The following is a 26,982-nucleotide window of genomic DNA, read 5'->3' on the forward strand; positions in this document are numbered from 1 at the left end:
GGGGCCGGACTCACGGGGTTGGTGAGGCCACCTCGCCGAGACGCCACTGACCGTCGCCGAGCAACTCCAGGTGCCGGTGGTGATGCTGCTCGACGGTGGGCCGATGGCTGACACTGACCAGGATGGTGTCCGGCAGCCGGTCGCGCAGCAGCTCGTACATCTGGAACTCCAGACCCTCGTCCAGCGCCGAGGTGGCCTCGTCCAGGAACACCACCTGCGGACGGTTCAGCAGCACCCGCGCGAACGCCACCCGCTGCTGTTCGCCGGGCGAGAGCACCTTGGCCCAGTCCTGCAGCTCGTCGAGCCGGTGCACCAGATGCCCCAGCGACACGTCGTGCAGGGCGCGTTGCAGCTCGGCATCGGGAATCTGTCCGGACTCCGCCGGATACGACACCACCGTGCGCAGATCGCCCAACGGCACATAGGGCAGCTGGGACAGGAACATGGTGTCGCGGTCGGCGGGGCGGCGCAGCGTCCCGGTCGCATACGGCCACAGCTGCGCCAGGCTGCGCAGCAACGTCGTCTTCCCGGCCCCGGACCGGCCGGTGATGACCAGGGATTCGCCGCGCTCCAGCCGCAGATTCAACGGTTCGATGAGTTGGCGGCCGGTCGGCGTGCGGACCTCGACATCGGACAACTCCACCGACCCGTCGGTGCTGGCAGCGGTCTCCAACGCGCCCATCGCGCGGGCGGCCTCGTTGGCCTCGACCAGACCGTGCAACCGGATGATCGCCGCGCGGTAGCTGGCGAAGTTGTCGTAGGCGTTGCGGAAGAACGACAGCCCGTTCTGGATCTCCCCGAACGCCGAGGCCGACTGCATGACCGCGCCGAGCGCGATCTCACCGTTGAACAGCCGCGGCGCCTGCACCACGATCGGCAGCGGGTTGATCGCCTGGCTCATGGTCAGGTTCCACCCGGTGAAACCGATGGTGCGGGCCACCCAGCGGCGGTAGTTGAGGATCGTGGCGTTGAACCGCCGGTCCAGTTCCACCTTCTCGGCGCGTTCGCCGCGGTAGAACCCGACCGCCTCGGCGGCGTCGCGCAGCCGCACCAGGGCGTACCGGAACGCGGCGTTGAACGCCTCGTTGCGGAAACTCAACCGGATCAGCGGCCGGCCGATCCAGAACGCCACCACGGTGGCGAAGATGACGAAGGCGATCGCGATCCAGAACAGGGCCCGGGGGATGGTCAGATCGATCAGCGGCACGGAGAGCGGACCGGACAGGTTCCACAGGATCGCCGCGAAGGACACCACCGACACCACCGACTCCACCGCCCCGAACAACAGCACCGTCCCAGTGCCGTAGGACGGGACGTTCGGGGTGGTGCCGTAGCCGGTGGTGAAGATGTCGATGTCGGTCTGGATCCGCTGGTCCGGGTTGTCGATGGTGCGGTCGATGAACCGGGCGCGGTAGTAGGCGTGGTTGTCCAGCCAGTCGGTGGTGAGGCGGTCGGTCAGCCACACCCGCCACCGGATGATGAACCGCTGCATCAGGTAGATGTCCAGCATCGTGCGCGCCACGTGCACGGTGGCGAGCACCACGAAGACCCAGATCGCGAACCAGAAACCGCTCACCCCGGAGTCTCGGACCGCCTCGTCGCCGCTCGCGGCGCCCTGGAAGGCCGACTGCAGCGCCGAGTACAGGTCGTTGCTGTAGTAGCTGAGCAGCACGTTGAGCCGCACCGACGCCACCACCGACAGCAGCAGCACCGCGAACAGGCCCCACACCGGCAGGCTGTCCCGCCCGACGAAGTAGCCGCCGGTGATCCGCCAGAACTGCCGCCCCCACACCGTGAACAGGCCCAGCAGCACACAGATCAGCAACACCCCGGCCGCGCTGATCGTCCACGTCAGGGCGATGAACTTCAGCGATTCCCACCACTCGCCGGCCCAGTCGATGGACGGGCTGAACGGTTCCAGTTCCACAGCACTCCCGGGCACTCGGTCGGGCGACGTCGCCCGACGTCGCGGCTGCGAAAATACCGCATCCACCGGCCGGCGACCGGGCGGCGCAGCAGCACAGGCGAACCCCGCGTGTCGAGGGCGTGTCGAGGCGGGACGCCCGCATTCGCCGGACCGGGACGGGTCTCCGCGTACCGTATTGATGTGGCGAAAACCAAGACCCGTACCCCAGGTCGTGTCAGTAACCGGTTCTGGAAGCTGCTCGGCGCCAGCACCGACCGGGAACTCAACCGGTCCATGGGCCAGGTGCGAGCCTCCGAGAAGTTCGACGAGAAGGCCGCCGCGCTGGACGCCGACCAGCTGAAGAAGGCCGTCGAACTCCTGGAGCTGGAGGATCTGGCCAACGCGGCCGACATCCCGCAGTTCCTGGCGATCGCCCGGGTGGCCGCCGAACGGACCAGCAAGATGCGGCCGTTCGACGTCCAGCTGCTGGCCGCGCTGCGGATGCTGGCCGGCGACGTGGTCGAGATGGCCACCGGTGAGGGCAAGACGCTGGCCGGAGCGATCGCCGCCGCCGGCTACGCGATCGCCGGTCGCAGCGTGCACGTCATCACCATCAACGACTACCTGGCGCGCCGCGACGCCGAGTGGATGGGTTCGCTGCTGGAGGCGATGGGCCTGACCGTCGGGTGGATCACCGCCGACTCCACCGCCGATGAACGCCGCGCCGCCTACCAGTGCGACATCACCTACGCGTCGGTCAACGAGATCGGCTTCGACGTGCTGCGCGATCAGCTGGTCACCGACGTCGCGGATCTGGTGTCGCCGAACCCCGACGTGGCGCTCATCGACGAGGCCGACTCGGTGCTGGTGGACGAGGCACTGGTGCCGCTGGTGCTGGCCGGGACCAGCCACCGGGAACAACCCCGGCTGGAGATCGTCCGGCTGGTCGGGGAGCTCACGCCCGGCGTCGACTACGACACCGACGCCGACAACCGCAACGTGCACCTCACCGAGGCCGGCGCCCAGAAGATGGAGGCCGCGCTCGGCGGCATCGACCTGTACTCCGAGGAACACGTCGCGACCACGCTGACCGAGATCAACGTCGCCCTGCACGCCCATGTGCTGCTGCAACGCGATGTGCACTACATCGTCCGGGACGGCGCGGTGCATCTGATCAACTCCTCGCGCGGCCGGATAGCCCAGCTGCAGCGCTGGCCGGACGGGCTGCAGGCCGCGGTGGAGGCCAAGGAGGGCATCGAGACCACCGAGACCGGCGAGGTGCTCGACACCATCACGGTGCAGGCGTTGATCAACCGCTATCCGACGGTGTGCGGGATGACCGGCACCGCGCTCGCCGCCGGTGAGCAGCTGCGCCAGTTCTACAAGCTGGGCGTGTCCCCGATCCCGCCGAACAAGCCCAACATCCGGGTCGACGAGGAAGACCGGGTCTACATCAACACCGAGGCCAAGAACGCCGCGATCGTCGAGCATGTCGCGAAGGTGCACGCCACCGGTCAGCCGGTGCTGGTCGGCACCCATGACGTCGCCGAATCCGAGGAGCTGCACAAGAAGCTCGTCAAGGCCGGGGTGCCCGCCGTCGTGCTCAACGCCAAGAACGACGCCGAGGAGGCCGCGGTGATCGCCGAGGCCGGCAAGCTCGGCGCGGTCACGGTGTCCACCCAGATGGCCGGGCGCGGCACCGACATCCGGCTCGGCGGATCCGACGCCGGCGACGATTCCGCCGCCAAGAAGGAGGTCGCCGAACTCGGCGGGCTGCACGTGGTCGGCACCGGCCGCCACCACACCGCGCGGCTGGACAACCAGCTGCGCGGCCGGGCCGGGCGGCAGGGGGACCCCGGCTCGTCGGTGTTCTTCGCCAGCTGGGACGACCCGGTGGTGGCGTCCCACCTCGAGGACAACAAGCTGCCGCTGGACACCGACGAGGACGGCCGGATCGTCCACCCCAAGGCCACCAGCCTGCTGGACCACGCCCAGCGGATCGCCGAGGGCCGGCTGCTGGACGTGCACGCCAACACCTGGCGCTACAACCAGCTGATCGCCCAGCAGCGCGCGATCATCGTGGAGCGGCGCAACACCCTGCTGCGCACCCCGACCGCGCGCGAGGAGCTCGCCGAACGGTCCCCCGAGCGCTACGCCGAACTCACCGAGGAACTCGGCCCGGGGGCCGAGGAGAAGCTGGAGAAGATCTGCCGGCTGATCATGCTCTACCACCTGGACCGGGGCTGGGCCGATCACCTGGCCTTCCTGGCCGACATCCGGGAGAGCATCCACCTGCGGGCGCTGGGCCGGCAGAACCCGCTCGACGAGTTCCACCGGATGGCCGTCGACGCGTTCGCCTCGCTCGCCGCCGACGCGATCGAGGCCGCCCAGCAGACCTTCGAGACCGCCGAGTCGATCGAGGACGAGCCGGGGGTGGATCTGTCCAAGCTGGCGCGGCCGACCTCGACGTGGACGTACATGGTGCACGACAACCCGCTCGAGGACGAGACCACGTCGGCGCTGAGCCTGCCCGGGGTCTTCCGCTAGGTTTACCGGCATGACCGGCGTTGTGGGGGAGCACAACCGGGTGCTGACCGTGCCCAACATGTTGTCCGTCGCACGGTTGGCCCTCGTCCCGGTCTTCCTGTACCTGCTGCTGGTCGCGCCGGCGTCGGGGGCCGCGTACGGCTGGGCGGTCGTGGTACTGATGGTCAGCGGCGTGTCGGACTGGGCCGACGGCAAGATCGCCCGGCTGGTCGACAACCAGTCATCCCGCCTCGGCGAGCTGCTCGACCCGCTGGTCGACCGGATCTACATGGTGACGGTGCCGATCGCGTTCGGCATCGCCGGCCTCCTGCCGTGGTGGATCGTGGCCGTGCTGGTCGGCCGGGACGCCGTGCTGGCCACCACGCTGCCGGCGTTACGCAGCCGGGGGCTGACCGCGCTGCCGGTCACCTACATCGGCAAGGCCGCCACCTTCGGGCTGATGTCGGCGTTCCCGCTGATTCTGTTGGGGCACTGGGATGCGCTGTGGAGCCGTATCGCCCTGTACTGCGGGTGGGGCTTCCTGATCTGGGCGTTGGTGATGTACCTGTGGTCCGGCGTGCTCTACCTCATCCAGGTGGGGCTGGTGGTGCGCAGGCTGCCGAGGGTGCGGCGATGAGCGCCGGCGCCGATCCGGACGACAAGCCGCCGCTGGTCGGCAACTTCGCCGGGTACGACCCGCAGGCCGGCCTGCCCACCCACGTCGTCGGCCGCGCCGAGAAACTGCCGATGCCGTCGCTGCTGCGGTCGTTGCTGTCCGAGCATCTGGACCCCGGCTACGCGGCCGCCGCGGATGAACGCGCCACCGGCGAGCGGCCGCGGCGGGGCCGGCCGGCGGAATCGGTGTGGCAGGTGCTGGCGGCCCTGGCCATCGCGATCGTGTTCGCCGCGGCCGCCGCGCAGGCGAAGTCGATGGCTCCCACGGCGCGCGAGGATCAACAGGTGCTGGCCGGCACGGTGCGAGCGGCCGAGGCCACCGCCGACGAGGTCGCCGCCCGCCGGGATGCGCTGGCCGCCGAGGTCGACGGGAAGCGGCGGACCCGGCTGGAGGGCGACACCCGTGGCCGCGAACTCCTCGACGAACTCGACGTGGCCGACTTCGCGGCGGCCGCGACCCCGGTGCGCGGCCCCGGGCTGACCGTGACCGTCACCGATCCGGGCGCCACCCGGGACCTGAGCGACCTGTCGAAGGAACGGGTGCCCGGCAGCCGGCAGGTGATCCTGGACCGCGATCTGCAGCTGGTGGTCAACTCGCTGTGGATCAGCGGCGCCGAGGCGATCGCGATCGACGAGGTGCGGATCGGTCCGAACGTGACGATCCGGCAGGCCGGCGGCGGCATCCTGGTCGACAACCGGCCGATCAGCAGCCCGTACGTCATCCGCGCCGTCGGACCGCCCCGCGGCATGCAGGACCAGTTCGACCGCAGCACCGCACTGCAGCGGTTGCGGCTGCTGGAATCCGCCTACGGGGTCGGGGTCAACGTCAGCGTCGAGGACGACCTGACGGTGCCGGCCGCCACGGCGCGGGAGGTGAACTTCGCCACCGAGCTGGGGCGGTGACCCACCGCTCGGACGGATGACCGCACTGGACGACACGACCCCCACCAATGAACTGGAGATGATCGGACACCCATGATCGGAATCGCCGCACTCGTCGTCGGCATCGTGCTGGGCCTGGTGTTTCAACCCGACGTGCCCGTGTTGGTGCAGCCCTATCTGCCCATCGCGGTGGTCGCCGCGCTGGATGCGGTATTCGGCGGCCTGCGCGCCTATCTGGAGGGCATCTTCGACTCCAAGGTGTTCGTGGTGTCGTTCGTGTTCAACGTCCTGGTCGCCGCGCTGATCGTGTATCTCGGCGATCAACTCGGCGTCGGCACGCAGCTGTCCACCGCGATCATCGTCGTCCTCGGCATCCGCATCTTCGGCAACGCAGCCGCCCTGCGGCGCAGATTGTTCGGTGCGTGATGGCGGGCGGCCCGGCCACCGGCCCCCGAGACGAGGACCGCAAGGCGACCGCGGCCCCGGCCGCCGGGTCCGGACCCCGGCACGGGCGGCACGAGATGCCGTCCGGCGCCGGACCGTTCCCCGCCGGCCGCCGCGGTCAGCGGCTGCTGTTCGGTGCGCTCGCGGTGCTGCTGTGCCTGCTGCTCGGCGTGGCCATCGTCACCCAGGTGCGGCAGAACGAATCCGACGACGCGCTGCAGACCGCCCGGCCGGCCGATCTGCTGGTGTTGCTGGACTCGCTGCAGCAACGTGAGGCCGCGCTCAACACCGAGATCGCCGATCTGCAGCGCACGTTGGCCGCGCTGGAGGCGTCCGGCAGCAGCGACGAGGCCGCCATCGAGAACGCCCAGGAGCGGCTGGCTGCGCTGTCGATCATGATCGGCACGGTCGCCGCCACCGGGCCGGGCGTGATCCTCACCATCGACGACACCGCGCCCGGCGTGTCGCCCGAGACCATGGTCGACGTGATCAACGAACTGCGCAACGCCGGCGCGGAGGCCATCGAGATCCGGGGCGGCGGACCGGACGGGCCCGCCGCCCGCATCGGGGTGGACAGCTGGGTCGCCGGGGCGCCCGGCACGCTGATCGTCGACGACGCCACCCTCACGCCGCCGTACGCGGTGTCGGCGATCGGCGATCCGCCGACCCTGGCCGCGGCGATGACCATCCCGGGCGGTGCGATGGACGCGGTGGAACGGGTGGGCGGCAGGATGCGGATCGAACAGGCCGAGCGGGTCGACGTGACCGCCTTGCGGCAACCGAAACCACGCCAATACGCTCAGCCTGTCAAATGAGCACCAAGGGTCAAGCCTGAGGAGTCACGTGAGCGACATTCCGTCCGACCTGTACTACACCTCCGAGCACGAGTGGGTGCGGCGCACCGGCGACGGCACCGCCCGGGTCGGCATCACCGATTACGCCCAGAACGCGCTGGGCGACGTGGTGTTCGTGCAACTGCCCGACGTCGGCGCCGAAATCACCGCGGGCGAGTCGTTCGGGGAGGTGGAGTCCACCAAGTCGGTGTCGGACCTGTTCGCCCCGGTCACCGCCAAAGTCGTTGCCGTGAACGACAATCTGGAGGCGAGCCCGGACCTGGTGAACTCCGACCCGTACGGGGAGGGTTGGCTCATCGACGTGCAGGCCGACCCGGACGAGCTCGGCGCGGCACTGCAGAATCTGCTCACCGCAGATGGCTACCGTGCGGTCATCGACGAGTGAGATATTGCTAGGGTCTTGCCGTTCGGCTCGACTGACCGCCGCCGGACGGCCGCGCCACGGCCGATCCGGCAGTGGTGGACACAACGGCGTCCGCTGCGCGGTACGGTCGACGGAAGATGGAAGGCGGCTGGGAGCCTGCCAGGTATCGCCACAGCAGCCAGTGAGGAGCAGCGGGTGACGGATAAGGACAGTAGTTCGGGGCCGGACCAGACGTCCGACGAAGTCACGGTGGAGACCACATCGGTGTTCCGCGCGGACTTTCTCAGTGAGCTGGACGCCCCGGCCCAGGCCGGCACCGAGGGTGCGGTATCGGGTGTCGAGGGCCTGCCACCGGGTTCGGCGCTGCTCGTCGTCAAACGCGGACCCAACGCGGGTTCGCGATTCCTTCTCGACCAGCCGACCACCTCGGCCGGCCGGCACCCGGACAGCGACATCTTCCTCGACGACGTCACGGTCAGCCGTCGTCACGCCGAATTCCGGCTGGAGGGCGGCGAGTTCCAGGTCGTCGACGTCGGCAGCCTCAACGGCACCTACGTCAACCGGGAGCCGGTCGACTCGGCGGTCCTCGCCAATGGAGACGAAGTCCAGATCGGTAAGTTCCGGCTGGTGTTCCTCACCGGCCCCAAGAGCGAAGAAAGTGGTCCGGGCAGTTAGATGAGTGCACCCGACACCCCAGCGCTGACCGGGATGTCGATCGGAGCGGTCCTGGATCTGCTGCGACCGGAGTTCCCGGACGTGACCATCTCCAAGATCAGGTTCCTGGAGTCCGAGGGACTGGTCACGCCCATGCGCACGGCGTCGGGATATCGGCGGTTCACCGCCTACGACTGTGCCCGGCTGCGGTTCATCCTGACTGCCCAGCGCGACCAGTACCTGCCGCTGAAGGTGATCAAGGCGCAACTCGACGCCATGCCCGACGGTGAGCTGCCGGAGCTGCCCTCGGTCTATCCGGTGCCGCGGCTGGTGTCGGCCGACGGTGCGTCCGGCGCCAACGCCGCCGGGGTGGCGCCCACCCAGGTCCGGCTCAGCCGGGAGGATCTGCTGGCCCGGTCCGGAGTGGACGAGTCGCTGCTGTCGGGTCTGGTGAAGGCCGGGGTGATCAAGCCCGGGCCGGGCGGGTTCTTCGACGAGCATTCGGTGGTCATCGCCCAGTGCGCCCGGGCGCTCGCCGAATACGGGGTGGAACCGCGCCACCTGCGGGCCTTCCGGTCCGCCGCCGACCGGCAGTCCGATCTGATCGCCCAGATCGCCGGCCCGTTGGTGAAGACCGACAAGGCCGGTGCCCGGGACCGGGCCGACGATCTGGCGCGGGAGGTCGCGGCCCTGGCCATCACCCTGCACACGGCGCTGATCAAATCGGCTGTGCGCGACGTTCTCGACCGCTGAGGATTAGACTCGATGACGACGGCTTTCAGCCGGAACGTCCGGTCTCGGAAGTGGTAGAACGGTCCGGTAGGGACACGTAGGGACACGACGGCACAGCGGTGCGGAGGGCAGACACAGATGGCTGAAGTTCGTGTGGTCGGCATTCGCGTGGAGCAGCCCCAAAACCAGCCGGTGTTGTTGCTGCGCGAGTCGAACGGTGATCGGTATCTGCCCATCTGGATCGGGCAGTCGGAGGCTGCCGCCATCGCGCTGGAACAGCAGGGGGTGGAGCCGGCCCGGCCGTTGACGCATGACCTGATCCGGGATGTGATTGCCGCGCTAGGTCATTCCCTGAAGGAAGTCCGCATCGTCGATCTGCAGGAGGGCACCTTCTACGCCGACCTGATCTTCGACCGCGACATCAAGGTGTCGGCGCGCCCCTCGGACTCGGTGGCGATCGCGCTGCGGGTCGGCGTGCCGATCTACGTCGAGGAGGCGGTGCTCGCCGAGGCGGGTCTGCTGATCCCCGACGAGAGCGACGAGGACCAGGCCGGCGCCGTCCGCGAGGACGAGGTGGAGAAGTTCAAGGAGTTCCTCGACAGCGTTTCGCCCGACGACTTCAAGGCGACCTGAGGTTACCCACCGGTCAAGATCACAGAAGCGTTTCAACTGGACAAATCGGTTCAGACACGCGGCGTGGGTTTCTCGGAAGGGTCGTCCCGGCCGCCATACTTTGGGGGCCGCGGCGCTCGGGACGCCACTCCGGGACCCCGGCGGGAAGCGTATGCTCGACATATTCGGGCTTGTCCGGAAGAGCCGATGTAGCGGGTCGACGTGGGCTCTTCGACGGGCAGACCGATCGGCGAGAGGATTCGACAAAGTGGGCGACACGCCACGTCAAGAGCAGTTGGACCTGACCACCGACGGTTCGGCTCCTGCCGAAGGCGCGACGAACGCGCCGGCCGAACCGGTTCAGCCCGGACTGTTCCCTGACGACTCGGTGCCCGACGAACTGGTCGGCTACCGCGGGCCGAGCGCCTGCCAGATCGCCGGCATCACCTACCGTCAACTCGACTACTGGGCGCGCACCTCGCTGGTGGTGCCGTCGATCCGCAGCGCGGCCGGTTCCGGCAGCCAACGGCTGTACTCGTTCAAGGACATCCTCGTCCTCAAGATCGTCAAGCGGTTGCTCGACACCGGCATCTCCCTGCACAACATCCGGGTGGCCGTCGACCATCTGCGTCAGCGCGGCGTGCAGGATCTGGCGAACATCACCTTGTTCTCCGACGGCACCACGGTCTACGAGTGCACCTCCGCCGAGGAGGTGGTCGATCTGCTCCAGGGCGGGCAGGGCGTCTTCGGTATCGCGGTGTCCGGTGCGATGCGCGAACTGACCGGCGTGATCCGCGACTTCCCCAGCGAGCGGGCCGACGGCGGCGAGTCGATCGCCGCACCCGAGGACGAGCTCGCGTCCCGGCGCAAGCACCGCGATCGCAAGATCGGCTGATCGCTTCCCGCCGCACCGCGCCGCCCGGACCGGGCGGCGCTCTGGTCTGGGCGTCGGCGGTCCCATCCGCTCCCGTCTCCTCTGCCCCTCCGTCTTTGTCGCCGGTGCTGCGCGGCGAACGTGTATTCCACGCGGTCTGGGGACGGTTTCCCCGCATGGAATGCACGTTCGCCGTGTCGCGCTGCGTCGTTCGACGGGGTGGGCCCGGTAAACTCGACCCCGCATCGCAGTCCTGCGCGGGAGAGATCCGTGGCCGCCAGCCACGGACGCCGAAGGAGCAACACCTCTCCGTCAACCTCTCAGGCACCCCGGACCGCGCCGGAGCACGATGCCTCTGGAAAGCGGTGAGCAGAGCTCACCCGCCCATGGGGAAAGGCGGCCGAACCGCCGAATCTCTCAGGCGCCCGGTACGGGTGGACGACAGAGGGAGAGGAACCGTTAGCGGTATCCGGCCGCTTCGGCTCATCTCGTGCCCAGGGGAGGCTGTTCGTGTCCGACCACCACTCACCGTTCGTCGACCGGCACATCGGCCCGGACGCCGACGCCGTCGCCACCATGCTGCACACCATCGGCGTGGACTCACTCGACGAGCTCGCCCGCAAGGCGCTGCCCGGCAACATCCTCGACTCGCTGGCCGGCGACGGACTGGCGCCCGGCCTGCAGGAGCTGCCGCCGCCGCTGTCCGAGGATGAGGCGCTCGCAGAACTGCGGGCGCTGGCGGACACCAACACCGTGGCGGTGTCGATGATCGGGCAGGGCTACTACGACACGCTCACCCCGGCGGTGTTGCGCCGCAACATCATCGAGAACCCGGCCTGGTACACCGCCTACACCCCGTATCAACCCGAGATCAGCCAGGGCCGGCTGGAGGCTCTGCTGAACTTCCAGACCATGGTCAGCGACCTGACCGGGCTGGAGGTGGCCAACGCCTCGATGCTCGACGAGGGCACTGCCGCCGCGGAGGCCATGACGCTGATGCACCGCGCCACCAAGGCGGGGTCACACCGGCTGGCGGTCGACGCCGACGTGTACCGGCAGACCGCGGCGGTGCTGGCCACCCGCGCCCGCCCGCTGGGCATCGAGATCGTCACCGCCGACCTGCGTCAGGGGCTGCCGGACGGGGAGTTCTTCGGGGTGATCGCCCAGCTGCCCGGCGCCGGCGGCGCGGTGGTGGACTGGTCCGAGCTGATCCGCCAGGCCCACGACCGCGGCGCGATGGTGGCGATCGGGGCCGATCTGCTGGCGCTGACCCTGCTCACCCCGCCCGGCGAGATCGGCGCCGACGTCGCGTTCGGCACCACCCAGCGCTTCGGGGTGCCGATGGGTTTCGGCGGCCCGCACGCCGGCTATCTGGCGGTGCGCAGCAAGCAGGCCCGGCAGCTGCCCGGCCGGCTGGTGGGGGTGTCCAAGGACGCCGACGGCGCACCCGCCTACCGGCTGGCGCTGCAGACCCGGGAGCAGCACATCCGCCGCGACCGGGCGACCAGCAACATCTGCACCGCCCAGGTGTTGTTGGCGGTGCTGGCCGCGATGTACGCCAGCTACCACGGCGCCGACGGGCTGACCGCGATCGCGCGGCGGGTGCACGACCACGCCCGGCGGTTGGCGGCCGGTCTGACCGCCGCGGGGGTGCAGGTGGTGCACGACCGGTTCTTCGACACCGTGCTGGCCCGGGTGCCCGGACGCGCCGAGCAGATCCGCGCCGCGGCCAAGGAACGGGGAATCAACCTCTGGCTGGTCGACGCCGACCACGTGTCGGTGTCCTGCGATGAGGCCACCCGCCCGGAGCATGTGACCGAGGTGCTGGCGGCGTTCGGCGCCACCCCGGTCGACGAACCGTTCACCGGGCCGGACATCGCCACCCGGACCACGCCGTTCCTCACCCATCCCGCGTTCACCCGGTACCGCACCGAGACCGAGATGATGCGGTATCTGCGGTCGCTGGCCGACAAGGACATCGCCCTGGACCGGTCGATGATCCCGCTCGGCTCGTGCACGATGAAACTCAATGCGGCCGCCGAGATGGAGCCCATCACCTGGCCGGAGTTCACCAGGCTGCACCCGTTCGCTCCGAAGGAGGACACCCCCGGCATCCGCCGGCTGATCGCGGACCTCGAACAGTGGCTGGCCCACATCACCGGGTACGCCGCCGTCTCGCTGCAACCCAACGCCGGTTCGCAGGGCGAGTACGCCGGGCTGCTGGCGATCCAGGCCTACCACGCCGAGCGCGGCGAACCCCAGCGGGACGTGTGCCTGATCCCGTCCAGTGCGCACGGCACCAACGCCGCCTCGGCCGCGCTGGCCGGGATGCGGGTCGTGGTGGTGGGTTGTCGGCCCAACGGTGACGTGGACCTCGACGATCTGCGCGTCAAGATCGCCGAGCACTCCGACCGGTTGGCGGCGCTGATGATCACCTACCCGTCCACCCACGGGGTGTACGAACACGATGTGGCCGAGATCTGCGCGGCGGTGCACGACGCCGGCGGTCAGGTGTACGTCGACGGCGCCAACCTCAACGCGCTGGTCGGGCTGGCCCGGCCGGGCCGGTTCGGCGGCGACGTCAGCCACCTGAACCTGCACAAGACGTTCTGCATCCCGCACGGCGGCGGCGGTCCCGGTGTCGGGCCGGTGGCGGTCGGCGTGCATCTGGCGAAGTACCTGCCCGGCCACCCGCTGGCCGACGAACTCGGCGACACGCTGACGGTGTCGGCCGCGCCGTACGGCTCGGCGTCGATCCTGCCGATCACCTGGATGTACATCCGGATGATGGGCGCGCAGGGCCTGCGGACGGCGACCCTGACCGCGATCGCCTCGGCCAACTACATCGCCCGGCGGCTCGACGAGTACTTCCCGGTGCTCTACACCGGCGAGAACGGCATGGTCGCCCACGAGTGCATTCTGGATCTGCGGCCGCTCACCAAGGCGACCGGCGTCACCGTCGACGATGTGGCGAAACGGCTCGCCGACTTCGGCTTCCACGCCCCGACCATGAGTTTCCCGGTGGCCGGCACGCTGATGGTGGAGCCCACCGAGAGTGAGAGCCTCGCCGAGATCGACGCGTTCTGCGAGGCCATGATCGCCATCCGCCGCGAGATCGACCGGGTCGGGTCGGGCGAGTGGCCGGTCGACGACAATCCGCTGCGCAACGCCCCACACACCGCCGAGTGCCTGATCGCGGGGGAGTGGAACCACCCCTACACCCGCGAGCAGGCGGCGTATCCGCTGGGCACCGGGTTCCGGCCGAAGGTGTGGCCGCCGGTGCGCCGGATCGACGGCGCCTACGGGGACCGCAACCTGGTGTGCTCCTGCCCGCCGATCGAGGCGTATGCCTGACACCCGGATGCCTGACATCCGGTCGCCTGAAACCCGGTGCGGCACCGGGCCGGGCGGCTAACCTCGGACCGATGTTGCCTGCGACGGTGGCCCGGTGGCGCGCCGAGGGCCGGTGGATCCGCACGGGCGTCGGGTCGGTGTTCGTCCGGTCGGCGTCGGGCCGCGGTTCACCGGTGGTGCTGCTGCACGGGTATCCGTCGAGCTCGTACGACTATCGCGCGGTGCTGCCGGAACTGGGCGACCGGGGTTGGGTGACGTTCGACTTTCTGGGTTTCGGCCTGTCGGACAAACCCCGTCCGCACCGCTACAGCCTGTTCGAGCAGGCCGATCTGGTGCAGACGGTGGTGCGCTCCGTCACCGATGAGCCGGTGCTGCTGATCGCGCACGACATGGGCACGTCGGTGGCCACCGAGCTGATGGCCCGGGACCTCCAGGGGCAGTTGCCGTTTCGGCTGCAGCGGGTGGTGCTGAGCAACGGCAGCGTGCTGCTGGACCGGGCCAGCCTGCGGCCGATCCAGAAGGTGCTGCGCGGCCGGTTCGGGCCGGTGGTGTCCCAGCTGGTCAACGAACCGATGTTCATCCGCGGGCTGGGCAAGGTGTTCAGCAAGCAGCGTCCGCTCAGCGCCGCGGAAGGAGCGGCGCAGTGGGCGCTGATGTCCTACCACGACGGCCACCGCATCATGCATCTGCTGACGGCGTACCTCAACGAACGGGTGCGCTACGCCGACCGCTGGCACGGGGCGGTGGCCGACTGGCCCAAACCACTCGGGCTGCTGTGGGGGACCGACGATCCGGTGGCGACCACCGATGTGCTGGCCGGGCTGCGGGAACTGCGCTCGGACGCCGAGGTGATCGAACTGGCCGGGGTGGGTCACTACCCCCAGATCGAGGTGCCGGAGGTGTTCGCGCGCGCCGCCCTGGAGTTGCTCGGGCTCAACCGAACAATCGGGTGATCGTGGCGGCCAACTCCGGGGTGTCCGACGTGGGCAGGTTCACGTAGGTCCCGCCGGTTGCCTCGGCCACCGCCTGCCAGGTGGGCACGTCGGAGTCCTCGCCGAAGTCGATGATGTTCACCGCGATCGGGCGCTGCGGATCGAACGTCTGCCGGAGGAACTGCTGCAGACCCGGCCCGTCCAGGGTCCGGTCGGTGTGCGGGCCACCGGTGATCACCAGCACCGAATTGGGTTGGCCGTCCTGATAGTTCGCGGTCGCGTCGGTGTAGACCAGCCGCAGCGTGGTGAACGACACGGTGCCGCCGGCGGTCGAGGACTGCGCGTCGAGCACCGAGGTGAGCGCGTCCGCGCGGGGCCGGCCGTCGACCGGCTCGGACAACGGGCCCACCGTCATCTCGGAGCGGCCCGCCACCCCGTCGAAGGTCCACAGTCCGACCGCCGCCGACGGCGGCAGCGCCGGCACCCGGTCGATCAACGCGTTGACCGCATTGCCCATCCGGGTGTTGGAGCCCTCGACCTCGGTCATCGAGCGGTCCAGCATGATGGTGACCGCCGCACCCGCCTGCGGCGACGTCACCGCCTCGGCCAGCGTGACCCGTATCTCGTCGTCCTCCAGGGACAACGGTGTCGACACCGCCGCGAAGTCCACCACAGCGCTGTCCGGCGGGCCGGCCGCGTCGGTGCGGAAGCCGGCGGCGGCCAGTTCGCCGAGCTGCTCGGGGCGCCGCAGGAACCGGACGAACTCGCTGGCCGCGGCGCGCTGATCCTGCTCCAGCCAGTCGCCGCTGAGCAGCACCGTCGGATAGTCGGCGACGGCGGTGGGCCCGTCCGGCCGGAACGCGGCCACCGTCTGCGCCGGATCGGACAGCGAGGTGCTGCGCTGATAGAGCTGCTGTTCGGTGCTGGCGACCGCGTGCACCGGCGCGGATCGCGGATCACCGCTGTCGACCAGCGCGTCGAACGCGGTCGACCAGGTGTCGTCGGACAGCTCCGGCTGACCCGCGAGCAGCGCGTTGACCGCGCCCAACCCGCCGGTGGCCGGTGCGCCGTCCGGTGCCGAGGCGGCCGCCACCGACTCCGCCACCAGGCCGGACGCGTCGGCGCCGCCGCTGCGCGGCAGGGCCAGCTTGAGCGAGCCCCAGCCGTTCAGCCCGAGGTCGTCCAGCGCGGTGGGGTTGCGCTGCAGGTCCGGCAGAGCCGACCAGTCCCGCTGGCCGAGCGCGAATTTCAGTTCGGGGCGCACCGCCAACAGCACGGGGGAGGTCACCAGGGAGCGGCTGTCGTCGATGGTCTGCGGCCCGGCCGCCGCCTCCAATCGGGCCGCGGAGAGCGAACTGGCCGGAATCCACACCGCCGGCCGGTCGCCGAGATCGGCCGGCCACTGGCTGCCGAGCCCGTCGATGACCGCGTCGGGTTCGGCCGAGCGGACCGACACCTTCACACATTTGTCGCCGACCTGGCTTGCGGTGTCGTTGTAGCGGTCGGCCAGCGTCCGGGTGTGGTCGCTGATCGACGGGTCCGCCAGGACCGAGATGTTCAGATCGCCGGCCACGCAGCGGGCCGCCGCGGCGCCGCTGCGGTTCGACAGCGCATCCCCGAAGAACTGCCACCCGATGAAGCCGGCGACCAGAATCACCACCCCGACCAGCGCGGCGATCACCCCCGGGCTCACGCCGCGCGGGCGGCTGTCCACCGCCCGATGACTGCCGGTCCACTCGCCGGTGTCCGGATCGAACACCCGGCGTCGCCCGGCCGTCGGCGTCTCGGCGGGCTCCTCGTCCGACGAGTCCTCCCCGTAGGAGTCGTCCCCGAACGCGTCGTCCCCATAGGAGTCGTCCCCATAGGAGTCGTCCCCGTACGCCGGTTCGTCACCGTATTCGCCGAAATCGGGCTGGTCGGCCTCCCAGTCGCGGAATCCGCGTCCGGGCGAGACCTCGCCGCCGTACCCCGGCTCAGCCCCGCCGTAGCCCGTGTCGGCATAACCCCCGTCACCGGGGGCGTCGCCGTAGCCGGGTGAATCAGGCGGGAAGTCCGGTTCGAAGTCGTCCGGCGAGAAGTGCCGACCGCCCCGGTCGCCCGGACGTTCCTCGGGCCGGCCGCTGAACGGGAACCGGAACCGCTCGGTGGCCGAATCGTCGCCGGTCGGTTCGTCGTCCGGATCGGGTAACCGGTGTCTACCCATCGCAGCTCCCGACGTTCAGCGAGCTGATCGGCAGTGACCTGAACATGGTCGGATCGTCACCCCACCTTCGGCGGTCTAACCGCCGAACCGCTCTTTGAACTCGCGGCGACGCCGGTGCAGGATCGGCTCGGTGTATCCGTTGGGCTGGCTGGTCCCGGACAGGATCAGTTCCTCGGCGGCCAGGAACGCGATGCTGGCCTCGGGGTCGGGAGCCATCGGCCGGTACTTCGGGTCGCCCTCGTTCTGCTTGTCGACGACGGCCGCCATCCGGCGCAGGCTGGCCTTGACGTCCTCCTCGGTGATGACGCCGTGCCGCAGCCAGTTGGCCAGCAGCTGGCTCGAGATGCGCAGCGTGGCACGGTCTTCCATCAACGCGACGTTGTGGATGTCCGGCACCTTCGACGAGCCGACGCCCTGGTCGATCCAGCGCACCACGTAGCCGAGGATCGACTGGCAGTTGTTGTCGACCTCCTCGCGGATCTCCTCCGGCGCCCATGCCAGATCCTTGGCCAACGGGATGGTGAGCAGCTGGTCGACGGTGGCCCGCCGCTTACCGGCCAGCTCCTTCTGCACCGCCTGCACGTCGACCTGGTGGTAGTGGATGGCGTGCAGGGTGGCGGCGGTCGGTGACGGCACCCACGCGGTGCTGGCGCCGGCGCGGGGATGGGCGATCTTCTGCTCGACCATGTCGGCCATCAGATCGGTCATCGTCCACATGCCCTTGCCGATCTGCGCGCGGCCGACGAACCCGGTCGCCAGGCCGACGTCGACGTTGTTGTCCTCGTAGCCGAGGATCCACGGCTGGGTCTTCATCGCGCCCTTGCGGACCATCGGCCCGGCCTCCATCGAGGTGTGGATCTCGTCGCCGGTGCGGTCCAGGAAGCCGGTGTTGATGAACACCACCCGTTCGGAGGCTGCCTTGATGCAGGCCTTGAGGTTGAGGGTGGTGCGGCGCTCCTCGTCCATGATGCCGACCTTGAGGGTGTTGCGGGGCAGGCCCAGCACATCCTCGACCCGGCCGAACAGGTCGACGGTGAACGCCACCTCGTCGGGGCCGTGCATCTTGGGTTTGACGATGTAGATCGACCCGGTGCGGCTGTTCTGGAACGGCCCGTTCTCACCGCCGCTGCGCAGCCCGTGCAGCGCGCACAGGGTGGTGAACAGCGCGTCCTGGATGCCCTCGTACACCTCGGTCTCTTCGCCGTCCGCCCCGACCGTGACGATGGCGTCGTTGGTCATCAGGTGGCCGACGTTGCGGACGAACAGCAGGCTGCGGCCCGGCAGGGTGAACTCGCCCGCGCCGTCGGGGGTGCGGTAGGTGCGGTCCTCGTTGAGCACCCGGGTGAAGGTCCGACCGTCCTTGGTGACCTCCGCCGACAGGTCGCCGCGCATCAGGCCCAGCCAGTTGCGGTAGGCGGCGGTCTTGTCGTCGGCGTCGACGGCGGCCACCGCATCCTCGAAGTCGATGATCGTGGTCACCGCCGACTCCAGCACCACGTCCTTGATGCCGGCCGCATCGGTCTTGCCGACGGGGGAGTCCGGGTCGACGAGGATCTCGATGTGCAGGCCGTGGTTGCGCAGCAGCACCGACCACTGCGGGGCGCCGAGCTCGCCGGTGTAGCCGACGAACTGCTCCGGATCGGCCAGCCCGGTGGTGCGGTCCGCATCGAGGGCGGCGACGAGCCGGCCGTCCTCGATGCGCAGGCCGGTGATGTCGGCCCAGCCGCCGTCGGCCAGCGGAACCGCCTCGTCGAGGAACCCGCGGGCGTAGGCGATCACCTTGCTCCCGCGCACCGGGTTGTATCCGCCGTCCGGGCCGGTCTGTCCGGCGCCGTCGGTCTCCGGGATCACATCGGTGCCGTAGAGCGCGTCATACAGCGACCCCCACCGGGCGTTGGCGGCGTTGAGCGCGAACCGCGCGTTGGTGACCGGGACCACCAGCTGCGGCCCCGCCGTGGTGGTGATCTCGTCGTCGACGTTGGCCGTCGTGATGGTGAAGTCTTCGGGTTCCGGCAGCAGATAACCGATCTCGGTGAGGAACTCCTTGTACGCCGCCTGGTCGATCGGCTCGATGACCCGCTGGCGGTGCCACTTGTCGATGCGCGCCTGCAGCTCGTCGCGGTGGGCCAACAGCTCCCGGTTCCGCGGGGTCAGGTCGGCGACCGTCTTGTCCACCCCGGACCAGAACCGGTCCGCGTCGATGCCGGTGCCGGGCAGGGCCTCATTGTTGATGAAGTCGTACAGGACCCGGGCCACGCGCAGATTTCCCACCGTCACGCGTTCGGTCATTACTTCCTCCTCCACTCCGCCACCCGCGCGTGGCTACATGTTCGACGGTATTAGGCCGACCACCACGTCGTCCCAGCTTACCCACCAGTAACGAGGGGTCAGCGCGCGCACACCGTCGAGTCGGCCGCAGCGGCCAGCAACGCCTCGCACCGGTCGAGCAACACACTGCGCAGCGTTGCCGCCCGGCGAGCGATCTCCTGCTGACCGCGCACATACTCGGCGCGGCCGGCCGGGGTCTCGATCGCCACCGGCTGGAATCCGAAGGACCGCAGGTCATACGGGCTGGCGCGCATGTCCAGTGCGCGCGCCCGGGCACTCAACCGCAGACAGTCCAGCACCAGTTCCGACGGCACCAGCGGCCCGAGTTTATAGGCCCACTTGTACAGGTCCATCGCCGCGTGCAGGCAGCCGGGCTGTTCGTGGTCGCGCTGGGTGTCGCGGCTGAGCCGGGCGTTGCGCCGGGCCGCCGCCGGGGTGAAGAACCGGTAGGCGTCGTAGTGGGTGCAGCGCAACGGCAGCGCCTCCACCACCGCATCGGTGCCCGCGGGGCCGAGCCGCAACGGCACGTCGGCGTGGCGGATCGTGCGCGTCCGGTACACCATGGCCCACTCGTGCAGCCCGAAGCAGTTCAGCTGCGGCGGCCGGTCGGCGGTGGCGCGCAGCAGGTCGGCGATGAACCGGACGGTGTCGATCCGGGCGGCCAGGTATTCGGCGCCGACGGTGACCCCGCCGCGGTGTGCGGTGTAGCCGGGCCGGTCCAGGAACCGCCGGGCCCCGGCACCGCCGAGCACCACGCCGTACCCGGGATGCCAGCGCCGCAGCTGCCGGGGTCTGAGGCTGTAGTAGGTGAACAGGAAGTCCCACACCGGGTGCGGCCGGCCGGTGCGGCCGCGGTGCGGATGGGCCCGCAGGAACTCCTCGACCCGGGCGTGATGGCGGTGTTCGCGGGCCGACCACTCCGGTTCGCTCAGCTCGGACGCGCACAGATCAGACACGGTGGGTTCCGTCGCGTACGGTTCCGACCAGGTCCTCGACCAGGTCCTCCAGCGCCACCATCGCGGTGACCCTGCCGTCGGTGGTCACCAGCGCCAGATGGCTGTTGTTGCGCCGCATCCGCGACAGCGCCTCGGGGAGCGGCAACGAGGCCGGCAGCGCCGGCAGCGGCCGCACCATCGACAGGTCCAGCACGGTCTCGGGGTCGTCGGCGAACGGCAGCACATCCTTGATGTGCAGATAGCCGAGGAACTCGCCGGACGGCGCGGTGACCGGGAACCGCGAATAGCCGGTGGCCTTGAGGGCCTGTTCGACCGCCCCGACGGTCGGCCCCCGGCCGGGCCCGGCGACCGGCACGGTGCGGATCTGGTCCAGCGGCATCGCGACGTCGTTGACGACCCGGGTGCGGATCTGCAGGGCGCGGGTCAGCCGGCTGTGTTCCTCGGGGTCGAGCAGACCCTCGGACACCGATTCGGCGATCATCTCCGACAGTTCGACGGTGGACACCGTCACATCGAGTTCATCGCGGGGCTGCACCCGGAACGCCCGCAGGGTCGCGTTGGCGCACCAGTTGTAGAAGGCGATCAGCGGGCGCACCGCACGCATGTAGACCAGGAAGGTCGGGACGAGCAGCATCGCGCTCTTCTCCGGGCCGGCGATCGCGATGTTCTTCGGCACCATCTCGCCGAGCAGCACGTGCAGGATCACCACGATGCTCAACGCCACCACGAACGACACCGAGTGCAGCACCGCGTCGGGTACCCCGAGCAGGTCGAACGGCTTCTCCAGCAGGTGCGCGACCGCCGGTTCGCCGATACGGCCCAACAGGATCGAACAGATCGTGATGCCCAGCTGCGATCCGGCCAGCATCAACGACAGCTGCTCACCGGCGCGGATGACCGTGACGGCGCTCTTCTTGCCCTGCTCCGCCAGCGCCTCCAGCCGGTCCCGGCGGGCCGAGATCAGGGAGAACTCGGCGGCCACGAAGAAGGCGTTCGCCCCCAGCAGCAGAACGGTCAGCAACACCCCGAACAGATCGCCCATCAGCGCTGCACCCCGGCTTTCGGGCCGCCGTTGCCGCGCCCCAGTTCGACCAGCTCCAGCAGGTCGATGCGGCGGCCCTCCATCTGGACGACGGTGGCCAGCCACCGCACCGGATCCTCCATCGGGCCGTCCGGTTCGAAGGCGGTCAGCTCGACGGCCTCGCCGGCCTCGGGGATGTGGCCGAGCTCCTGCAGCACCAGCCCGCCGATCGTCTCGTAATCGCCTTCGGGCGGACGGAACCCGGTCTGATCGGCGACCTCGTCGATGCGCAGCAGTCCGGACACCTGCCAGCCGTGCGGTGCGCGCACCACCGCCGGGGTGGCGTCGTCGTGTTCGTCGCGCACATCACCGACGAGTTCCTCGATCATGTCCTCGACGGTGACCATGCCGGCGGTGCCGCCGTACTCGTCGACCACCAGCGCGGTCTGCAGACCGTTGCCGCGCAGCTGGGTCATCAGCGCGTCACCGTCCAGCGTCGAGGGCACCTTGATCACCGGCACCGCCAACCGCGCCAGCCGGGTGGTGGCGCGCTGATCGTGCGGCACCTCGAAGACCTGTTTGACGTGCACCATCCCGACGGTCTCGTCGAGGTCGCCGCGGGTGATCGGGAACCGGGAGAACCCGGTCTCGTCGGCCACCCGGATCAGGTCGGCCACGGTGTCGTCGGCATCGAGCGCCTCGATCTTGGACCGCGGGGTCATCAGCTCCTCGGCGGTGCGGTCGCCGAACTGCAGGGACCGGTCGACCAGTCGCGCGGTGACCGGGTCCAGCGATCCGCTCTGGGCCGAATTGCGCACCAGGGACACCAGTTCCTGGGCGGAGCGGGCCGAGCGCAGCTCCTCGGCAGGTTCGATGCCGAGCCGCCGCAGAATCCAGTTCGCGGTGCCGTTGGTCACCCGGATCAGCGGGGTGACCAGCGCGGAGAACACCACCTGCAGTGGCGCGGACCAGCGCGCGGTCTCCACCGGGCGGGCCACGGCCAGGTTCTTGGGCACCAGCTCGCCGAACACCATCGACAGCGAGGTGGCGATCGACACGGCGAGGAACAGCGACAGCCCACCGGCGAGCCGGTCGGGCACGCCGACCGCGTCGATCGCGGGCTGCAGCAGCCGGGCGACCACGGGTTCGGCCAGGTAACCGGTGGCCAGTGTGGTGATCGAGATGCCGACCTGCGCGCCGGACAGCTGGAACGACAGGGTCCGGTGCGCCCGCCGCACCATCTGATCTCGCCGGTCACCGGAGCGGGCGTTGGCCTCGACGGTGCTGCGTTCCAGCGCGGTCAGGGAGAATTCGGCGGCGACGAACGCGGCGGTGCCCGCAGTCAGCAGCAGGATCGCCAGGATCGACAGCGCGACCGAGACGCTGCTCATCGGATCCTCGGCGGGGCGCCGGGCGCAATGCCCGGCGATATAGAAAGAGGTTCGGCCTCTGCGGGATCGGTGGCGACGGAGTCGGCGGCCCCGGGACTGGACGGATCACCCGACGAGCGCTCGGCACCGGACGCTACGGCGGGGGAGGAAACCTCCGCTGGCGCCTGCGGCACAACTTCCCTTTCGTTCGCTCCACTGCAGCATCCACGGACGGATGGCTGCGTGATGGGTAACCATCCTAGCGAACGATGCCCGGCCGGTGGCCCACGCACCCGGAGACGGCGGGGATGACGGCGTGGGATGTTATTTAGCCTCACCTCAGTCCGGTGGTACGTTCAACCCCAGTTCGGTCTCGATGTCGCGGGCGTGGTCGGCCCGCTCGGCTTGCTGGAGGACACGGCGTGAGGACAATTTTCAATCGGGCCGGGTTCAATCGACGGGGGTTCAACCGACGGGGGTTCAACCGACGGGGGTTCAACCGGATCGCCGTGCTGCTCACCGCCGCGGCGACCGCGCTGGCGCTCGGGGCCTGCGGCTCCGCGCCGGAGTCCGACACCGATGGGCAGACCACCGCGGAGGCCGCCGGCGAGAAGCTGGTGGTCTACTCCGGCCGCAACGAGCAACTGGTGGCGCCGCTGATCGAGCGGTTCAGCACCGACACCGGCATCGAGGTCGACGTGCGTTACGCCGGTTCCGGTGAACTGGCCGCCCAGCTGATCACCGAGGGGGACCGGTCGCCGGCCGATGTGTTCTTGTCCCAGGACGCCGGTGCGCTGGGCGCGGTGACCGAGGCCGGGCTGTTCACCCCGATCGACCCGGAGACCCTGGCGAAGGTGCCGGCGCACTTCTCGGCCGCCGACGGCACCTGGCTCGGCGTGTCCGGCCGGGCCCGGGTCGTGGTGTACAACCCCGACCTGGCCCCGGAGCCGCCCGACACCATCGACGGCCTGCTCGACCCGCAGTGGGCCGGCGGCAAGATCGGCTTCGCGCCGAGCAACGCGTCCTGGCAGTCGTTCGTCACCGGGCTGCGGGTACTGCGCGGTGAGGACGGGGCGCGGCAGTGGCTGGAGGCGTTCAAGGCCCAGGAACCGCAGGCCTATGAGAACAACGTCGCGGTGCGCGATGCGGTGGATGCCGGCCAGATTCCGCTCGGCCTGGTGAACCACTACTACCTCTACGAGCTGATCAAGGCCAAGGGCGCCGACGCGGTGGTCGCCGAGAACCAGTACATGGCTCCCGGCGATCCGGGTGGGCTGATCAACGTCGCAGGTGTCGGGGTGCTCAAGACCGCTTCCAATCCCGAAGCCGCGCAACGGTTCGCGGCCTACCTGGTGGAGAAGGACGCCCAGGAGTACTTCGCCGAGGAGACCTCGGAGTACCCGCTGATCGACGGCGTGCCGGCCGGGCCGGAGATGCCGCCGCTGGCCGATCTGCAACCGCCCGAGGTCGACCTGTCGCAGCTCAGTGACCTGGAGGCCACCCAGGAACTGCTGGTCGAGACCGGGCTGCTGACGAACTGATGCGGTGCTGCTAGCCGCGCGGCCCCGGCGCCGCACCCCGATCCTGTTGCTGATGCCGGCGGCCGCGGTGGTGACCGCCACCCTGCTGCCGCTGGTCTATCTGGTGCAGCGGGCGCTGGAGCGGGGCTGGGCGTTCGTGCTGCACGAACTGGCCCAGCCGCGCACCGCCGCGCTGATCGGGCGGTCCCTGCTGCTGGTGGTGGTGGTCACCGCGGCGTGTGTGGTGCTCGGGGTCGGATTCGCCGTCCTGGTCAACCGCACCGATCTGGTCGCCCGGCGCGTGCTGGCGGTGGCGCTCACCCTGCCGTTGGCGATTCCCAGCTATCTGCTGGCCTTCCTGTGGGTGTCGCTGGTCCCGACGATCAGCGGCTTCTGGGGCTCGACGCTGGTGCTGGTGCTGGTCAGCTATCCGCTGGTGATGCTGACCACGATGGCGGCGCTGTCGCGGGTGGACCCGGCCCAGGAGGAGGTGGCCCGGTCGCTGGGGCTGGGCGGCTGGCGGGTGCTGTTCCGGGTGACGCTGCGCCAGTCGCGGGCGGCGATCACGGCCGGCGCGCTGCTGGTGGCGCTGTATGTGCTCAGCGATTTCGGGGCGGTGGCGGCCATGCGCTACGAGGCGTTCACCTGGGTGATCTACGGCGCCTACCGGTCGGGGTTCAATCCGTCCCGCGCCGCGGTGCTGGCCCTGGTTCTGCTGGTGTTCGCGGTGGTGCTGGTGCTGGCCGAGGCCAGGGCGCGGGGGCGGGCCGCGGCCTCCCGGGTCGGGGGTGGCACCCCGCGGCCGGCGCCGGTGAACCGGCTGGGGCGGTGGCAGCCGGTCGCCTGGGTGCCGCCGGTGGTGGTCCTGGGGGCCGCGCTGGTGGCGCCCGCCGTCGAGCTGGGCCACTGGCTGGTCGCGGTCGGAAGCCGCTGGGACAGCGCCGAACTGCTGTCCGCCCTGGGGTCGACGGTGTGGTTGTCGGTGGCCGCGGCGGTGGCGTGCACGGTGGCGGCGCTGCCGCTGGGGGTGCTGGCGGCCCGGTACCGGTCCAGGCTGACCCGCGTGCTCGAGGGCGCCACCTACCTGGCCCACGGTCTGCCGGCCGTGGTGGTCGGTATCGCGATGGTGTCGGTCGGGGTGCTGCTGTTGCGGCCGCTGTATCAACAGGCCCCGCTGCTGATCCTGGCCTATGTGGTGCTGATGGTGCCGCTGGCGATCGGCTCGGTGCGGTCGGCGGTGGAGGCCGCCCCGATCCGGCTCGAGGAGGTCGCGCGGTCATTGGGCCGCCCGCCGCTGCGGGCGTTCGTCTCGACCACCGCGCGCGGGGCCGCCCCGGGGATCGCCGCCGGCGCCGCCCTAGTGATGCTCACCTGTATGAAGGAGTTACCGGTGACCCTGCTGTTGCATCCCACCGGCACCAACACCCTGGCCACCCGGTTGTGGGGGTACAGCTCGGTCAGCGACTACGCGGCGGCGGCCCCGTACGCGGCCGCATTGGTGGTGTTCGCGGCGGTGCCGACGGCGGTGCTGGGTATCTGGACTGCCAACATCGGACGAGGGCGCAGTGATTGACCCGTGAAGAAGACGACGAAGCAGTGATCAAGACGATGAAGACCAAGCCGGCCGACACCTCGGGCGCCGGCCCGGCCGTCTCGAACCCGGCCGTCTCGAACCCGGACGTGTCGGCCCCGCAACTCCGGGGCGCCGATGTCGAGGTGCAGGGCCTGCACAAATCGTTCGGCGCCAAGGCGGTGCTGCGCGGTGTCGATCTGACGGTATCGGCCGGCACGTTGACCGCGGTGCTGGGACCGTCGGGGTGTGGGAAGACCACGTTGTTGCGGATCCTCGCCGGCTTCGACGATCCGGACGCCGGCACGGTGCGGATCGGCGGTCACACCCTGGCCGGCGGGGGCGCCCCGGTCCCGGCCCACCGCCGCCGGGTCGGGCTGATGCCTCAGGAGGGGGCGTTGTTCCCCCATCTGAGCGTGGCCGAGAACATCGCGTTCGGTCTGCGGCGCACCCGGCGCGCCGGGCGTGCCGACACGGTGCGGTACTGGCTGGAGGTCGTCGGTCTGGAGGGTGCGGCCGAGGCCCGCCCGCACGAACTGTCCGGCGGTCAGCAGCAGCGGGTGGCGCTGGCCCGGGCGCTGGCGGCCGAACCGCGGGTGCTGTTGCTCGACGAACCGTTCGTGGCGCTCGACGCCGGGCTGCGGGTCCGGGTCCGAGAGGAGATCGCCGCGATCCTGCGCGCGGCGGGCACCACCGCGGTGCTGGTCACCCACGACCAGTCCGAGGCGCTGTCGCTGGCCGATTCGGTGGCGCTGCTCATGGACGGCCGGCTCGCCCAGGTCGGGGCGCCCGCCGACATCTACGAACGACCGGCGACTCCGGCTGCCGCGCGGTTCGTCGGCGCCACGGTGGAGTTGCCGGGACAGGCCCGCGACGGTGTGGTGCACACCGCGCTGGGATCTCATCCGGCTCGGCTGCCGGTGCCGGACGGCCCGGTTGTGGTGGTGCTGCGGCCGGAGGAGCTGCGGCTGGAAAGGTCCCGCGACGGCGTGCCGGCCGCGGCGGTGCAGAGCGTGCGGTTCTACGGTCCGCAGTCGGCGGTGCAGGTGCGCCTCGCCGACGACACCGTGGTCACCGTGCTCACCGCCGGCGACGCCGGGGTGAGCGTGGGGGAGCCGGTGGGGGTGCGGGTGGACGGATCGGTGCTGGCCTATCCGGCACCCGGACGGCCGCCGGCCCGCTCATAGGCCGGCCACCGGACGGAT

General features: G+C 70.2%; 21 protein-coding genes and 2 riboswitches. Of the genes, 15 read left to right on the forward strand and 6 right to left on the reverse strand.

Features of this window, described 5'->3' with window-relative positions:
* Positions 1-10: 10 nt before the first annotated feature.
* Positions 11-1,927, reverse strand: coding sequence for an ABC transporter ATP-binding protein/permease (locus CKW28_RS11145; protein WP_003927461.1), 1,917 nt, complete (start codon positions 1,925-1,927; stop codon positions 11-13).
* Positions 1,928-2,107: 180 nt separating this feature from the next.
* Here CKW28_RS11145 and secA2 point away from each other — a divergent pair, with 180 nt between their 5' ends.
* The 12 genes from secA2 to CKW28_RS11205 all read left to right on the forward strand — a co-directional run bounded on the left by secA2 (position 2,108) and on the right by CKW28_RS11205 (position 14,830).
* Complete coding sequence (secA2, locus tag CKW28_RS11150) at positions 2,108-4,453, forward strand: accessory Sec system translocase SecA2 (protein WP_003927462.1); 2,346 nt, start codon at positions 2,108-2,110, stop codon at positions 4,451-4,453.
* A 10-nt stretch (positions 4,454-4,463) separates the two neighbouring features.
* Complete coding sequence (locus CKW28_RS11155) at positions 4,464-5,069, forward strand: CDP-alcohol phosphatidyltransferase family protein (RefSeq protein WP_040548158.1); 606 nt, start codon at positions 4,464-4,466, stop codon at positions 5,067-5,069.
* The gene (locus CKW28_RS11160; RefSeq protein WP_003927464.1) at positions 5,066-6,010 is read left to right on the forward strand and encodes a DUF881 domain-containing protein; all 945 of its coding nucleotides are present in this window, start codon (positions 5,066-5,068) and stop codon (positions 6,008-6,010) included. Before CKW28_RS11155 ends, CKW28_RS11160 begins: the two co-directional genes overlap by 4 nt.
* A 72-nt stretch (positions 6,011-6,082) precedes the next feature.
* Positions 6,083-6,415, forward strand: coding sequence for a small basic family protein (locus tag CKW28_RS11165; RefSeq protein ID WP_003927465.1), 333 nt, complete (start codon positions 6,083-6,085; stop codon positions 6,413-6,415).
* Positions 6,415-7,248 (forward strand): DUF881 domain-containing protein, encoded by an 834-nt coding sequence (locus CKW28_RS11170; RefSeq protein WP_003927466.1) that lies wholly within the window; start codon positions 6,415-6,417, stop codon positions 7,246-7,248. Before CKW28_RS11165 ends, CKW28_RS11170 begins: the two co-directional genes overlap by 1 nt.
* Positions 7,249-7,276: 28 nt before the next feature.
* Complete coding sequence (gene gcvH / locus CKW28_RS11175; RefSeq protein WP_003927467.1) at positions 7,277-7,672, forward strand: glycine cleavage system protein GcvH; 396 nt, start codon at positions 7,277-7,279, stop codon at positions 7,670-7,672.
* A 174-nt stretch (positions 7,673-7,846) separates the two neighbouring features.
* The gene (garA, locus tag CKW28_RS11180; protein ID WP_040548161.1) at positions 7,847-8,326 is read left to right on the forward strand and encodes a glycogen accumulation regulator GarA; all 480 of its coding nucleotides are present in this window, start codon (positions 7,847-7,849) and stop codon (positions 8,324-8,326) included.
* The gene (gene ftsR / locus CKW28_RS11185) at positions 8,327-9,058 is read left to right on the forward strand and encodes a transcriptional regulator FtsR (protein ID WP_003927469.1); all 732 of its coding nucleotides are present in this window, start codon (positions 8,327-8,329) and stop codon (positions 9,056-9,058) included. It begins immediately after the preceding gene.
* A gap of 117 nt (positions 9,059-9,175) precedes the next feature.
* Entirely contained in the window at positions 9,176-9,670 is a 495-nt protein-coding gene (locus CKW28_RS11190) for a bifunctional nuclease family protein (RefSeq protein ID WP_003927470.1), read from the forward strand.
* A gap of 247 nt (positions 9,671-9,917) precedes the next feature.
* Positions 9,918-10,544 carry a MerR family transcriptional regulator gene (locus tag CKW28_RS11195; RefSeq protein WP_003927471.1) on the forward strand — a complete coding sequence of 209 codons (627 nt, stop codon included), beginning with the start codon at positions 9,918-9,920 and terminating at the stop codon, positions 10,542-10,544.
* A gap of 227 nt (positions 10,545-10,771) precedes the next feature.
* Positions 10,772-10,870: riboswitch (glycine riboswitch) on the forward strand.
* A riboswitch (glycine riboswitch) is annotated at positions 10,871-10,978 on the forward strand.
* Positions 10,979-11,033: 55 nt separating this feature from the next.
* Complete coding sequence (gene gcvP, locus CKW28_RS11200) at positions 11,034-13,877, forward strand: aminomethyl-transferring glycine dehydrogenase (RefSeq protein ID WP_003927472.1); 2,844 nt, start codon at positions 11,034-11,036, stop codon at positions 13,875-13,877.
* A 71-nt stretch (positions 13,878-13,948) separates the two neighbouring features.
* Complete coding sequence (locus CKW28_RS11205) at positions 13,949-14,830, forward strand: alpha/beta fold hydrolase (protein WP_040548164.1); 882 nt, start codon at positions 13,949-13,951, stop codon at positions 14,828-14,830.
* On the opposite strand, the gene CKW28_RS11210 is transcribed toward CKW28_RS11205, so the two are convergent.
* The 5 genes from CKW28_RS11210 to CKW28_RS11230 form a co-directional block, all read right to left on the reverse strand.
* Positions 14,811-17,012, reverse strand: a complete 2,202-nt coding sequence (locus tag CKW28_RS11210) for a substrate-binding domain-containing protein (protein WP_003927474.1) — start codon at positions 17,010-17,012, stop codon at positions 14,811-14,813. The genes CKW28_RS11205 and CKW28_RS11210 overlap by 20 nt on opposite strands.
* 75 nt (positions 17,013-17,087) lie before the next feature.
* On the reverse strand, positions 17,088-19,301 hold the full coding sequence (locus CKW28_RS11215) for a malate synthase G (RefSeq protein ID WP_003927475.1): 2,214 nt from the start codon (positions 19,299-19,301) through the stop codon (positions 17,088-17,090).
* 98 nt (positions 19,302-19,399) lie between these two features.
* Complete coding sequence (locus CKW28_RS11220; RefSeq protein ID WP_003927476.1) at positions 19,400-20,296, reverse strand: hypothetical protein; 897 nt, start codon at positions 20,294-20,296, stop codon at positions 19,400-19,402.
* Positions 20,289-21,338: a hemolysin family protein gene (locus CKW28_RS11225; RefSeq protein ID WP_003927477.1), complete on the reverse strand. Its 1,050-nt coding sequence runs from the start codon at positions 21,336-21,338 to the stop codon at positions 20,289-20,291. The genes CKW28_RS11220 and CKW28_RS11225 overlap by 8 nt, the downstream gene beginning before the upstream one ends.
* A complete protein-coding gene (locus tag CKW28_RS11230; RefSeq protein WP_003927478.1) occupies positions 21,338-22,708 on the reverse strand; it encodes a hemolysin family protein in 1,371 nt (456 codons plus the stop codon). The genes CKW28_RS11225 and CKW28_RS11230 overlap by 1 nt, the downstream gene beginning before the upstream one ends.
* A 488-nt stretch (positions 22,709-23,196) precedes the next feature.
* On the opposite strand from CKW28_RS11230, the gene CKW28_RS11235 reads away from it, so the two are divergent.
* The 3 genes from CKW28_RS11235 to CKW28_RS11245 are packed head-to-tail and all read left to right on the forward strand — an operon-like array spanning position 23,197 to position 26,964.
* Positions 23,197-24,228 carry an iron ABC transporter substrate-binding protein gene (locus tag CKW28_RS11235; RefSeq protein ID WP_003927480.1) on the forward strand — a complete coding sequence of 344 codons (1,032 nt, stop codon included), beginning with the start codon at positions 23,197-23,199 and terminating at the stop codon, positions 24,226-24,228.
* 52 nt (positions 24,229-24,280) lie between these two features.
* Positions 24,281-25,780: an ABC transporter permease gene (locus CKW28_RS11240; RefSeq protein WP_050812086.1), complete on the forward strand. Its 1,500-nt coding sequence runs from the start codon at positions 24,281-24,283 to the stop codon at positions 25,778-25,780.
* 23 nt (positions 25,781-25,803) lie between these two features.
* Positions 25,804-26,964, forward strand: a complete 1,161-nt coding sequence (locus tag CKW28_RS11245) for an ABC transporter ATP-binding protein (protein ID WP_003927482.1) — start codon at positions 25,804-25,806, stop codon at positions 26,962-26,964.
* Positions 26,965-26,982: the final 18 nt, after the last annotated feature.

The organism is Mycolicibacterium thermoresistibile (genome assembly GCF_900187065.1).
Classification (GTDB): domain Bacteria; phylum Actinomycetota; class Actinomycetes; order Mycobacteriales; family Mycobacteriaceae; genus Mycobacterium; species Mycobacterium thermoresistibile.